Genomic DNA, 13,118 nt, shown 5'->3' on the forward strand with positions numbered 1-13,118 from the left:
AGTGAATAACTCATCAGCATCGCAAAAAAAGCGAAGCAAAGGAAGTCCACGGGACTGGCACCGTGCCGATATCGTCGCGGCGCTGCATAAACGCGGCCTATCGCTTTCGCAACTTTCCCGTGAACAGGGGCTTGCGGCGCGAACACTCAATAACGCCTTTGAGCGGCGCTATCCGCGTGCTGAGGAACTCATTGCCCAGGCATTGGATATGACGCCGGAAGAACTCTGGCCCAGCCGTTACCTTGATAAAAAGCCGAAAGGGAAGCAGGAATGAGTACTACGGTGCTTCAGGTGGTAGAGAGTTTTGAATATCTGTTCTCGTCGCTCTACCGGAAGGATTTTGTCAGGACATTGCATCTGAATGAATGCAGTGAAAGGGAATTGCTGCCGCTGGTGCGCTGCTACCTACTCGGCTGGTTTGCCGACCAGGTGACACCGGAAGTCAAAAGCAAACTGCCGGGTACGGTACGCGGTGATGGTTACATTGATTTCATCATTGATGACGTGGCCGTCGAGTTTGCTGTCAGACGCCCAACCGCCGCCCGGTCAGTTATCTCCGCGACCGTCAACAGCACGGAAATCAAAAAATTGATGAAGTATGACGGTAAATCCTTACTGGTACTGTTTGATTTCTCCAGCACGCCATGGACCGAAGAACAACTGGACTCATTTCGTAACTGGCCCTCATTGGGAAAAGGGAACCATAAAAAATCGGCGTTCAATGTGGCCTATTTCTATACCACCCGGCGACCGCTGGAGTTTCACAAAATCACTAAAAATATCCGGGTGCAGTAGCAGGTAAAACTGCGCCCTTTTTTCATCAGGGAAAGCGGTGACGCCCCCCATGATGCGTTGAAATTACCACAAGGAAAAAAGGAGCTTCTTTATATGAAACCTCTGTTATTGGCTACTGCATTGTTCTCTCCGCTGGCAATCTCCGCCCCGCTCCATCTGTCCAGTGAAAATGCAACGATGACCATTGAAATGAGCAGTCAGTCTACTGCGCCGATTAAATTCGAGGTCATCGGTAACGGGCCGGCTATTAACGATATACCCGGCGTCTGTGAAATCAGCGGCGAAGCGCCATTTTGGGCGGGTACAGACACTGGATTATCATGGATGTATCTGTCACCAGACAAAAAGACCATGGTGCTGATTAAAGGCCGCTCAGACGACCAATGGACGGTACTCAGTTTAATCCCATTTGGGTTCTGTGGCGTAGGCGCGGAAAACGCCATTGATGGCGTCTATACAGCCAGCAAGAAATAACATTGCATCACTCGCCGTGTGCTTTTATCGTAACGAAGACGGCAAAGCGGAATATAGACGCCCACACCGACATATTCTCATATTTAGGTAGTCAAAATGATAAATCGTACCAGAACATTTTGTGGTGATTGTTTTTTAGATGATGGCAGTGAGTTCAGATTTGAAACATTTACACTGACCGTCTGTGGTGACATCGTAGCAAAAATATCGGGCAATTGTCCTTACGGCCCATATTCAGGAGAAATAAGGATGGTCAGACTTGATGGTATTTATCACGGACAGGGGAATATCACTTATTCCGGACATTCCGACCACAGTTTTACGATGTCGATACTGGAACTTACCATAGACTCATCCTGCCATATCGCCAAAGGCATATGGCGTGAAAATGGGATGGTAGATCATTTTCAGGGCGATCTTGAGTTGGTGTTTTCTAACTGACTCAGTGGCATTCACATAATAAAACAGATCTACATGAGGATATTAACATGCGAAACGACCTGTTATTTTGTGGGGCGGTTATATGAAATTTTTAATTCCACTGATTCTGTTAGTTTCCACTGGTGCGTCAGCAAAATGCTTAAACCATGACCCAGCCTTTCCAGGATCATACCTTGGTGGTACTGAAGGGTATACTGTAGTAGCACCGACCGAAAGCGGATATATTAGTATGCCACTAACCGATTATGTCTGTAGCCAGTATTATATCCTCAACAATCCTGGCGTTCGCATAAGTATACGTGGCGGAAAGACGGCACTACGTAATCAGGTGTTAACCATTGATATCATAGGCAAGTACCTGAATTCGGGAGAACCTGCTTTTGTGCGGCTCATTCGTATAAATACCTCACAATTTCAGCCACTGCAAAGTAATAGCGAGAATTTTACCCCGGCCTCTGATATAGAAAAAGTTAAGGAATTGGTCTCTGACTTGCAAGCTGGCGGACATACCTATGTGGATTCAATTTTCTTTAACCCTAACAATAGCTGGTAATTACTGCGCATTCTTGCACGGAAGGAATTAACATGGCTAAAGGCCAAAAAGATACAAGGTAATTTTCAATACACAGAAAAAACGGAATTTTATCAGTTACAGTCATAACTATTTTATTTTGAATCAAGGATGATGGCCGAAAACTCCAGAACAAAATATTCTGAAAAAGAGAAATTTATTATGTCATTACATTCTGGAACATTCAAAAATTTCAACACCAGGGATATCATGTGTAATAAAAAACGCAGGTTAAAACGTCTGTCCCCATTCTGGCTCTATCTGAAAGCATCAGGCTGTCACTGGGAAAGAAGCGGTAAATTCACGGATATTTACGGAAACGTGAATTTCGACGCAGAATCTGGAAAATGGCTGAGGATCCCGGCTAATCTTCGCTTTCATGGAAAAGTTAAGGTTACGCAGACAAACAAACTGTCCCCGAATATCGTATTTCAGGATAATTTTTATATCTTACCCATAGCTGTTGGTTCGATTGACGTTGGCAAATCTCCCCGTATACGTATTCCGAGAAGCACTCAGTTCATGTCCAGTGTCTTTCTTAATACATATCATGGGAAATGGCCGAATAACATCCGTTTTATCCGGAAGCATTTTTTCTGGACATATTCGTATATCAGACAACTACCGGACATATTTTCCGTCACCGGGGAAATGAATCTTAGTGGTTCGAAAATCAAACATTTTCCGGCAGAATTGAAGGTAAACAGCGATGCTATTATGTTGGGAATAACTGCCAAAAAACTGCCTGACATAATGACATTGAATAATTCTCTACGCCTCTCATTTTCGACATTAAAATAATTATCCGCGGAGCTGAAAATTCCGGTAAATTTCAGTGTCAAAAGCACCCGAATTAAATACCAATAAGTCATGAGTCAGGACTTTATATTTATCAGTGTGCTGCTTATTTAACGTTTACTAAATATCTTCTCATACCCTTTTTATTTTGGGAAACTGGAATGATTGACCTCAAACCGTCCAGCTATTTGAAACAACCTCAGCCTGTTTCAGGATCAACTCTATCGCATGAGGTGTTTTATCTGGCGGATACTTATATTTACGCAGCGTCTGACGCACAAGGATACGCAACCGCGCCCGGACGCTTTCACGTACCTGCCAGTCAACGGTTGTGGATTGACGCAATTTTTGCGTGACTTCGATCGCCAGTTTCTTAAGAACGTCATCACCCAACTCTCGTACCGCGCTTTCGTTTTCCGCCAGCGCATCGTAGAACGCGATCTCGTCTGGGTTTAGTCCCAGCGCTTCATCACGCGCCATCGCTTGCTGAAACTCTTTCGCCATCTGGATCAATTCTTCAATCACCTGCGCAGTTTCAATGGCGCGATTATTGTATTTGAGCAGTACGGCTTTCAGGCGCTCTGAATATTTCTTCTCTTGTACCACATTGTTTTTGGTGCGGGCATGAATGCCATCGTTCAACAGTTTCTCCAGCAACTCTACGGCCAGATTGCGCTGCGGCATTTCACGCACTTCTTCCAGAAACTCGTCTGATAATAATCCAATATTCGGCTTATCCAACCCAGCCAGCGCAAACACATCATCCACGCCCGTCGCAATAATGGCGTTATCGAGGATCTTACCAAGAAGCGTGTTTTTCTCTGACTGACTGAATTTTTTATCGGTGGTTGTTAGTTTAATGATCGCCACTTTCACCGCCGACAGAAACGCTATCTCTTTTTGCAATGGTTTGGCTTCATCCAGTGTACTGCAAAGCGACCAGGCTTTGTTCATCGCCAGCACGACATCGAAAAAGCGCTTCTTACCATCATCAAGACCCAGCACGTAATCTGCTGCTTTAAGTAAAAACCGTTGAGGCATCTCTTCAAAACCGGTGTAATCAAACCCGGCGGCTGTCGGCGTTTTGGCAAACATGCCGTGGATCACATCCAGTTTTTCAAGCAGGATGGCGAACGCTTCATGAGCATCGACGGTAGTCTGCCCTTTACCTTTTGAATCGGTATAGGTTTTTAACGCCTGTTTCAGTTCATTGGCGATACCGATGTAATCCACCACTAAACCGCCCGGTTTATCTTTGAAGACGCGGTTGACGCGGGCAATGGCTTGCATCAGGTTATGCCCACGCATCGGTTTGTCTATATACATAGTGTGGCAGCATGGGGCATCAAATCCGGTAAGCCACATATCGCGCACAATCACCAGTTTCAGCGGATCGTTGAGATCTTTGAAACGTGCTTCGAGGCGTTTTTGGGTTTGCTTATTGTAGATGTGTGCCTGGAGATGTTCTTTGTCGGCAGCGGAGCCGGTCATGATGATTTTTATTTCACCTTTTTCGACGTCTTTGCTGTGCCATTTCGGGCGTAATGCTACTAAGGCATCATATAGTTTTACGCATATTTCACGGCTCATGGCCACAATCATCGCTTTACCGTTCATTGTGGCATTACGCGCCTCGAAATGTTGAACCAAATCAGCGGCTACCTGATTGATGCGCGGCTCAGAACCGACCAGTTTTTCCAGGCGGCTCCAGTCCCCTTTGGTTTTCTCTTTTTGCGCAACCTCTTCATCTTCAACTAACTCATCCACTTGATTAGACAGCGTTTCTAGCTCTTCGTGGTTGAGATCGAGTTTTGCCAGACGAGATTCATAATAGATAGGCACGGTTGCGCCATCTTCCACGGCATCCTGAATATCGTAGATTGAGACGTAATCACCAAACACCGCTCGGGTATCTTTATCTTCGGAAGAAACTGGGGTTCCGGTAAAACCCATAAACGACGCATTGGGTAACGCGTCGCGCATATGTTTGGCGTAACCGTACTTATAAGCGCCTGTTTCTCGGTTCAACGTGGCGCTAAGGCCATACTGACTGCGGTGCGCTTCATCGGAAATGACGACGATATTACTGCGCAGGTTGAGCACTGGGTGTGTCTGTTCTCCGTCCAGCGGGGCAAATTTTTGCACAGTGGTAAAAATAATCCCGCCTGATTCACGGGCATTAAGCATTTCGCGGAGCTGATCGCGGTCGTTCGCCTGCAATGGCTCCTGCTTCAGCAGATCCTGCGCCTGGCAGAACGTGGCATACAGTTGCCCGTCTAGATCGTTACGATCGGTCACCACCACGATGGTTGGGTTGTTCATTTCTGCTTGTTGCAGCAATTTCCCTGCATAGCAGCACATTGAAATGCTCTTACCTGAGCCCTGGGTGTGCCATACCACGCCCGCTTTTTTACTCCCTGGCGTGATGTTGCTACGCAGTTGCAAGTGTTTACCGGTAGAGGCCACAATCGTTGCCGCCACCGCTTCCCGAACGGCATGGAACTGATGATAAGCGGCAATTTTTTTAATCAGTCGATTACCGTCGGTTTCAAACAAAATGAAATAACGAATGTAGTCGAGCAGCAGTTCGCGATTAAAGAACCCTTTCACTATCGTTTCAAGCTGCCACTCAAACAGCGGCTTGTCATCTTCATTAGTTAAGGTTTTCCACGGCAGGAAACGTTCTTCGTTTGCTGTGAGAGAACCGATACGAGCATTGTAGCCATCGCTGATCACCAGCGCTTCATTGCAGATAAACAGATCGCTGAGTTCGTTTTTGTAGGTTTGCAACTGATTAAATGCTGCCCAGATATCGGCATTAGCATCAATCGGGCTTTTCAGTTCAATGACAGCGACGGGCAGACCGTTGATATAACCGATGACATCCGGGCGACGTACCTGCTTAGTTCCCTGGATGGCGACCTGATTCACCACTGTAAAGCGGTTATGCTTCGCGTAGTTGAAATCCATCAGTAGGGCTTTATCGTGGATAATCTTATCGCCCTGTTTATACTGCACCGGCACGCCGTCTAGCAGCAGGTGATGGAAGGTTTTGTTACTGACGACCAGATCCGGGCTTTGCGCATGAGCGATACGCAGTATTACCTCATCCAACACGGCAACCGGGAGATGTGGGTTAATCTTTTGCAACTGTTCCAGTAACACCGGACGCAAAAAAACATCATGGAACGAAGCACGCAGCGGATTGCCGCCATCTGGCGCAATATCCGGTCCGTGCAATACTTCCCAGCCCATTTCAGCAAACCATTGAAGGCTTTGCTGTTCTAAATCGTCTTCGCTCAGCATCAGGCTTCCCCTGTCTCAAATTCTTCCGTATCTTCCGGCGTGTTTGAAATAGCTTTGAGCGCAATATTCAGCGGGGCAATAAAGGGATCGAGTGCTTTTTCAAACGCAGTCAGGTTTACCAACAGCCAGTCGATCATCGCTGACCAATTGCTCTCATCAAGGCTAGTCGCAAACGTGGCGAAAGAGATACGGCAGGATTTTTTACCTGGTAAAGGTTCCCACTTAAGCGCATGGCCGAAGGTGCTATCAATCATCTCTTTACGCTCATACAGCCAATTAAACGCAAAGGTATTGCTCTCCGCAGAGGCTTTGGCAATCCATAGCTCGACGCGAATCTCTTTTTTACTGAAAATCAAGTTATACGACACCGCACTAATACCAGACCCAGCACTGAGCCAGTGGTCGGTAGAGGGGCTGATATTGTTATACAACGTACACGTGCTGGCTTTCAGGCGTTCGAGCATTTTGGTCCAAAAGGCTTTACGCAACTGATGCCGGGTTTTCAGTTCGCCGCTGGCTGACTGCTCTTCAGCCTCTTTCTGTGCCATGCCGATCATGTAAGATTCCGCTTCCGGTGTTGGGATCACCTGGCGGATATCGACAAACACCTCGTCATTAAATTTATATGGTTTGACCTTAAAGCACTGTACTCGCAGACCAAACTGCATCAACCACAGGGCGGTATTGGTCACTTCCTTACGGAAGTTGGCTGCCACCATCATCACCCGCTGTGTACGGCTCTGATTGATTTGCACTTCGTCCAGGCTTTCACACTCCAAAAATTCCGCCATCACCTCGGCAGCTGGGCGAGTTTCTTCCGGATCATATTTATCGAGATAGAGTTGGAAAATTTCCAGGATTTGATCTTTACGCAGATTAGCGCAATAGCCCGCGTATTTTAGCGCCTGCCAGATAACGTCGCGCCCGGAGTCATCGAGTTTATTTTCGATAATTACCAGATTGCGCTGTTTATCGATCGCCAGCAGGTCAAGACGCTCTTTGGTGTCGTCAAAACCAGCGAACTCTTTCTGAATAATCAGCAGTTCATCGTCGTTGTCGCGGGTCAGCGCCTGCGGGTTTTTCGCCAGCCATTCTTGTAAATGATAGCGCTCAGTAAAACCAAGACTGCTGAAAGAGACTTCTTGTAGGGAGTGCAGGCTGTTGGTCGGTGTATCGACTTTATACATGTTCCACCTCTTTGACTGCCTGCTCGGCTTCCGGCAGGGTGATTTCGCCCGAGAGGAGTTTGGGGAGGAGAGTGTCACGGAATTGGGTTAACGTTTTATTCTGTGTATTGTTTATTTCAATGAATGAATAATACTTACCAACTGCCTTTGAAAAAGCATCAGAAATCTTCTTATCAGGGCAAATACATTGCCACGCCATAATCGCCGTTTTATCACCACGAGGCATTTTCACTCCTTTAGATGTCAGCATCATGAAATCAAAGAATGACTCTTGATAAAGGAGGTTGTAAATATACTCTACAGTTACAGCATCTCGTGCTTCAAAGGCTAATACATCCGCCGAACGGCCACCGCTATAACGAGCTAACCAAATTTTTTTAAAATAAGGACGAATATTGGAAATCAGAACATGTCCAGTTCTAAAACTTGGAACACTATTTACTGATGGGAATGAAGTGGCTGTAGAAATCCCCGCTCGGTTTTCCAGCATATTTTCAGTAGATATATATGTTTCAGGTGTCAGAGAGGAGACATCTACTTTCCCGTTAGCAAAAATGGCAATGTTACTCAATGGACCAAGACTCCATCCATCCGGAATCCCCAACTCACTCTTCTGCATCGCAGACGGAAACAGTTCTGCCGTGGCTTTTAACTCGACATATTGCTCAGGATGTTCACGCTCAAAAACCATCAGCGCATCAGTCTCTTTACCAGAAATCGCCGTCATGGCGGCAAGTGTCGCATCTTCCTGCGAACCGCCCGCATCCAGCACTGCCATTTTGGCTTTTACCGGTTCAAAATCGACAAACCAGCTTTTGAACAGGGCTTGCGCCATTTTTTCGAGAGTTTGGTTTACTCGATCATTGTTTTTAATTTTCTTATCAAGAGATGATAAAATTTTAGAGATATGGTCTTGAACCTCATTACGAGGCCAAGTAATTTCCAGAGGATGAACGTGGTTTCGATTTAGTGCAGGGTTCGCAGCCCCAACATCCATGCTTTTCAATTGTTTACTTATATTTTTGAAAAAATAATAAACAAAGGATGGATTGTTCCCTTTAAAATCTTTAACCCAAAGAGTTGTATCATGGGGCCAGTAGTCTTCTTCTATAAAAAAGACCGTACCAAGAGTTCCTTTTCGTCCTAATATAACGCCTGGGCCACTGACTTTAGCTACATTGTGATAGCTTGATACCCCTCCGGATGAAACCACCGGAATTCGCCCTTCTTTTTGCTCTTTTTTGGTGATATCAAATCCTCTTTGTAAAGTAATTTGTTCACCAATAGTGGTGTTATAAAAGTCAGAAGTCATAGCCCAGCCCCCCCAGATTCGCCTTAATCTGCGTTTCCAGCGTCGCGCTCTCTTCCAACTGATCTTTAAGCTGCGCCGTCAGTCGCGCCATCTTCTCAGCAAACGGCTCATCGTCTTCTTCTTGCTCAGCAGCACCGACATAGCGCCCAGGAGTAAGCACAAAGTCATTTTTCTGAATATCGTCAATTGTTGCAGAGAAGCAGAACCCAGCTTCGTCTTCATAGCCTTTATCGGCCTGCCAGGCGTGGAAGGTATCGGCAATTTTTGCGATATCCTCGCGAGTGAAATCACGCAGTACACGATCTTTCATATAGCCAATCTGGCGCGCATCAATAAATAGCACTTCACCTTTGCGGTGTGCTTTACCGTTGCCGCCAGATTTATCTTTGGTCAGCAACCAGATACAGGCGGGGATTTGGGTGTTGGTAAACAGCTGACCCGGTAGCGCAACCATGCACTCCACCAGATCGGATTCGATCAACTTCCGACGGATCTCGCCTTCGTTATTAGTGTTGGAACTCATTGAACCGTTGGCCAGCAGCAGCGCCATCGAACCTTTCGGTGCCAGATGATGGATCATATGCTGCATCCAGGCAAAGTTGGCGTTGCCTTGGGGCGGAGTGCCGTATTTCCAGCGCACGTCTTTTTCCAGCTTCGTGCTCCACCACTCCTTCATATTGAACGGCGGGTTGGCCATGACGAAGTCGGCGCGCAAGTCCGGGTGCTGGTCATCCAACAGTGTATCGGCGTTTTTGCTGCCGAAGTTAAAGTCGATGCCACGGATCGCCATGTTCATTGCCGCCAGCTTCCAGGTGGTTGGATTTGACTCCTGGCCGTAGACGGAAATATTGCGTTTCTGTTCGGCAGCGTTGTAATTCTTTTCGCCTGCGTGTTCTTCAATAAAGCGATCGCTGGAAACAAAGAACCCGCCGGAACCCATCGCCGGGTCGTACACCCGCCCGTTGTAGGGTTGCAGCATTTCGACAATCAGGGTCACGATGCTTTTGGGCGTGTAGTACTGACCACCTTGCTTGCCTTCCGCCAGCGCAAACTGGCCGAGGAAATATTCGTACACGTGCCCGAGGATATCTTTGCTTTTTAAGCTGAGCTTTTCACCGTTATATTCCGGGTTACTAAAGTTGGCGTCAGAGAAGGTGTTAATCAGCCCTGTCAGCACCTCGTTACCCAGTTGGTACTGGCTGATGCGGTTCAGAATACCTTTCAGCTTCGGGTTGGTTTTTTCAATTTCATCTAACGCGTTATCCACCAGCCAGGAAACGGAGCGCAGTTTGACGTCAAGCCCAGTGTTTTCATCCACCCACAGCACTGTACCGATCGGCAACATGGCTTTATTTTTCAGCGTTTCCCAGCGTGCAGCTTTAGGCACCCAGAAGACGTTTTTCTCGGTATAGTAATCTTCGACTTCCAGCTCATCCTGAATAGCCTGTGCGTAGTCTTCGTCGGAGTCGTAATCGTCATGCGACATAGCGTAGATGTTGTCCGGGTTACCTACATTGCGGAATAAAGTGGTCAGCTCTTGCTGGCGTGCTTCAAAGGCATCGGAAACATACTTCAGGAAGATCAGCCCCAGAACCACATGCTTGTAGTTGGCGGCGTCCATGTTGGAACGCAGTTTGTCGGCAGCTTTCCAGAATTTGTTATCCAGCTCGTTAAGAAACTGTTGTTCAGCGTTATTCATGAAAATCCTCGGGGTAGATCGCAGCGAAAGAGCAACCATGCCATATCGCAAATTCAGTTTTGGAATGCATTGCGCAAAATGATAACCGGAACGGATACGATTACAAACGACACCGAGTGAAGAAGTTTGCTTTTGAAGGGTAAAAAAGAGGAAACTAGATCACCGTTTCGCTTGTTTATCCTACTTTTATCATTCATTCCTTGAACGGCAGGAGCCATTGAGGGCTCGCGATGCGGTAACGACCATTGCAGCGTATAAATTTTGATTAAAGGTAATCAGAATGTTGTCGATGGTAACTCTGATCACAGATTAATATATTAAACGGATAAAACAATGTCCTGGCTTAATTCCCTCTTAGTGACACTTACGTCTGTGGAACCCCATTGGGTGCCTGTCACTGTTATCGGTCTCGTTAGCTTTGCAGTCGTCTGCTTTATTTACTTTTATTTGATCAGAGCCATTAGAATTGTGAATGGCCTTAAAAAATACACACAATCAATTATCAGCATTGAAAACAATGCTCCAGAGGCCCAGCTTGAACATCTTAAGAACCTGTTTCAGCGGCCTGGACTCAGGCACGCGTGGAATGAGTTCGAAGAATCGTTGCACCCGCAGCGTGAACTGAGTAACGGGGAAGAAAAAATCCTTCGTATTCGCGCCACTGCACCGAGTGCCAGTTTCTTCTCTGAGCAACAATTGATCGATATTCCTTTAAACACCGAATTCTTCAAACACCTGCCCGGAATTCTGACCGGTGTGGGGATTATCGGCACCTTCTATGGTCTGATGATTGGTCTCAACCACTTCGATCCCAGCACACCAGAACAAGTCACCAGTAGTGTCAATAATCTGCTGCACGATGTGTTGTATGCTTTCTTGGGATCTGCGTTCGCTATTTTTGCCTCCATTCTTGTCACCTGGTTGGAAAAGCTATGCATCGCCAAGTGCTACAAATATCTGGAAAAATTCACTGCTGCTCTGGACTCCCTTTATGACAGCGGCGTTGGCGAGGAGTACCTCGCCTCATTGGTAAAATCCAGTAACGAAAGTGCGACCCAGGCACGTCATCTGAAAGAGAGCCTGGTTACCGATCTCCGCGATATGTTGCTGCAACTAACCGAAAACCAGAAAGCCGAAAATGAACGTCTGGCTAATACGTTAAGCACCACTTACCGCGAATCAGGCGCACAATTTGCCGAGCAAGTCAGTGGTGCGATTGAAAACAGTCTGAAGTCGCCTCTGGATAAAATTGCCGGTGCCGTGCAGACGGCCAGTGGCGATCAAAGCGGTATGGTGCAGAACATGCTTCAGGATGTGCTGACGGCATTTATGGCGAAACTCGACACCACCTTTGGCCAGCAGTTCACTAATCTTAATGAAATGATGGGGCAAACTGTTGGCGCGATTCAGACAATGCAAAACGGTTTCGCCACGTTATTACAGGACATGCGTCAGGTGAGCGACGATTCCCGCCAAGGGAGTGCACAACTTATCGAGCAACTGTTATCAGAGATGAAATCTGGTCAGCAAGCTATGCAGGCTGGCATGAATGACATGCTCACCAGCCTTCAGGCTTCAGTGGCTAAGATTGGCGCAGAAGGTGAAGGGGCCGGTGAGCGTATGGCTCGCCAACTGGAGAAAATGTTCGCCGATAGCGAAGCGCGAGAAAAAGCACAGGCAGAGCATATGGCCGCCTTTATTGAAGCCATCCAAAACTCGGTGCAGCAGGGACAGAGTGCCACAATGGAAAAAATGGCGGCCTCTGTCGAGGCGCTTGGTGAACAGTTGGGTAGCTTGTTTGGACAGATCGATAAGGGTCAGCAACAGATTTCAGCGAATCAGCAAGCGAATCAACAGTCCTTGCACGAACAGACGCAGCGAGTGATGAGTGAGGTAGACGATCAGATTAAACAACTGATCGAAACTGTTGCCAGCCAACATCAGGGAACGACTGAAACACTTCGCCTATTTGCGGAACAAACCAACCGACAGATTCAGGATATGCAAAATGGCGCGGACAAAATGCGTGTTGCAGCTGAACGCTTTGAACACGCAGGCGATCGGGTATCGGAAGCAAATCACCTCACTGCTGATGTACTGAATAAAGCGCAATCGGCGGGTTCATCGCTCTCTCTTGCCACCAGCGAACTTACATCTGTAGTGGCCGATTATCGTAACAATCGGGAAGTCGTTAGCAAATCCATTGCTATGCTGGAATTACTCGCCGCTAATACACAGTCTGAACAAACCACGCGTAACCAATTTATTGCCGATCTTAAACAGCACGGTGAACGTCTGCAGAGCTATAACCGGGAAGCACAGGCTTTTATGGAAAATGTCAGTGACGTGCTAGGGAAAGGGTTTGAAGACTTCTCTGAAGGTGTTTCACGTAGTCTGGATAAAACACTGGGTAAACTTGATGTAGAAATGGCGAAAGCTTCCAATCTGCTCGCCGGTTCTGTTGAACAGATTGGAGAAAGCGTCAGCGAGCTTGACGATGTTCTGTCACGCGTGCGTGCGTGAGGGGTGACAGCT

11 protein-coding genes are annotated in these 13,118 nt (G+C 47.0%); 7 read left to right on the forward strand and 4 right to left on the reverse strand.

Going from position 1 to position 13,118, the window contains the following annotated elements; translation table 11 throughout:
• The first annotated feature begins 1 nt into the window (after position 1).
• The 6 genes from EH206_RS17255 (at position 2) to EH206_RS17280 (ending at position 3,082) form a co-directional block, all read left to right on the forward strand.
• Positions 2 to 274 (forward strand): helix-turn-helix domain-containing protein, encoded by a 273-nt coding sequence (locus tag EH206_RS17255; protein ID WP_009114105.1) that lies wholly within the window; start codon positions 2 to 4, stop codon positions 272 to 274.
• Positions 271 to 795 carry a hypothetical protein gene (locus EH206_RS17260; RefSeq protein ID WP_009114106.1) on the forward strand — a complete coding sequence of 175 codons (525 nt, stop codon included), beginning with the start codon at positions 271 to 273 and terminating at the stop codon, positions 793 to 795. Before EH206_RS17255 ends, EH206_RS17260 begins: the two co-directional genes overlap by 4 nt.
• A gap of 93 nt (positions 796 to 888) precedes the next feature.
• On the forward strand, positions 889 to 1,269 hold the full coding sequence (locus EH206_RS17265; RefSeq protein WP_009114107.1) for a hypothetical protein: 381 nt from the start codon (positions 889 to 891) through the stop codon (positions 1,267 to 1,269).
• A 96-nt stretch (positions 1,270 to 1,365) separates the two neighbouring features.
• Positions 1,366 to 1,710 (forward strand): hypothetical protein, encoded by a 345-nt coding sequence (locus EH206_RS17270; RefSeq protein ID WP_136163841.1) that lies wholly within the window; start codon positions 1,366 to 1,368, stop codon positions 1,708 to 1,710.
• A gap of 82 nt (positions 1,711 to 1,792) precedes the next feature.
• A complete protein-coding gene (locus EH206_RS17275) occupies positions 1,793 to 2,263 on the forward strand; it encodes a hypothetical protein (RefSeq protein ID WP_232216521.1) in 471 nt (156 codons plus the stop codon).
• Positions 2,264 to 2,443: 180 nt separating this feature from the next.
• On the forward strand, positions 2,444 to 3,082 hold the full coding sequence (locus EH206_RS17280) for a hypothetical protein (RefSeq protein WP_009114110.1): 639 nt from the start codon (positions 2,444 to 2,446) through the stop codon (positions 3,080 to 3,082).
• 168 nt (positions 3,083 to 3,250) lie between these two features.
• On the opposite strand, the gene EH206_RS17285 is transcribed toward EH206_RS17280, so the two are convergent.
• From EH206_RS17285 to EH206_RS17300, 4 genes are read right to left on the reverse strand one after another with little or no spacing between them, the layout of a single operon-like run.
• Positions 3,251 to 6,385, reverse strand: a complete 3,135-nt coding sequence (locus tag EH206_RS17285) for a type I restriction endonuclease subunit R (protein ID WP_009114111.1) — start codon at positions 6,383 to 6,385, stop codon at positions 3,251 to 3,253.
• Positions 6,385 to 7,572 carry a DUF4268 domain-containing protein gene (locus tag EH206_RS17290; protein WP_009114112.1) on the reverse strand — a complete coding sequence of 396 codons (1,188 nt, stop codon included), beginning with the start codon at positions 7,570 to 7,572 and terminating at the stop codon, positions 6,385 to 6,387. The genes EH206_RS17285 and EH206_RS17290 overlap by 1 nt, the downstream gene beginning before the upstream one ends.
• Positions 7,565 to 8,884 (reverse strand): restriction endonuclease subunit S, encoded by a 1,320-nt coding sequence (locus tag EH206_RS17295; protein ID WP_009114113.1) that lies wholly within the window; start codon positions 8,882 to 8,884, stop codon positions 7,565 to 7,567. The genes EH206_RS17290 and EH206_RS17295 overlap by 8 nt, the downstream gene beginning before the upstream one ends.
• The gene (locus tag EH206_RS17300; protein WP_009114114.1) at positions 8,874 to 10,583 is read right to left on the reverse strand and encodes a class I SAM-dependent DNA methyltransferase; all 1,710 of its coding nucleotides are present in this window, start codon (positions 10,581 to 10,583) and stop codon (positions 8,874 to 8,876) included. The genes EH206_RS17295 and EH206_RS17300 overlap by 11 nt, the downstream gene beginning before the upstream one ends.
• Before the next feature lie 333 nt (positions 10,584 to 10,916).
• Between EH206_RS17300 and zorA1 the strand changes: the two genes are divergently transcribed.
• Positions 10,917 to 13,106, forward strand: coding sequence for a type I Zorya anti-phage system protein ZorA1 (gene zorA1, locus EH206_RS17305; RefSeq protein ID WP_009114115.1), 2,190 nt, complete (start codon positions 10,917 to 10,919; stop codon positions 13,104 to 13,106).
• Positions 13,107 to 13,118 lie beyond the last annotated feature (12 nt).

Source organism: Brenneria nigrifluens DSM 30175 = ATCC 13028 (assembly GCF_005484965.1).
In the GTDB taxonomy this organism is placed as follows: domain Bacteria; phylum Pseudomonadota; class Gammaproteobacteria; order Enterobacterales; family Enterobacteriaceae; genus Brenneria; species Brenneria nigrifluens.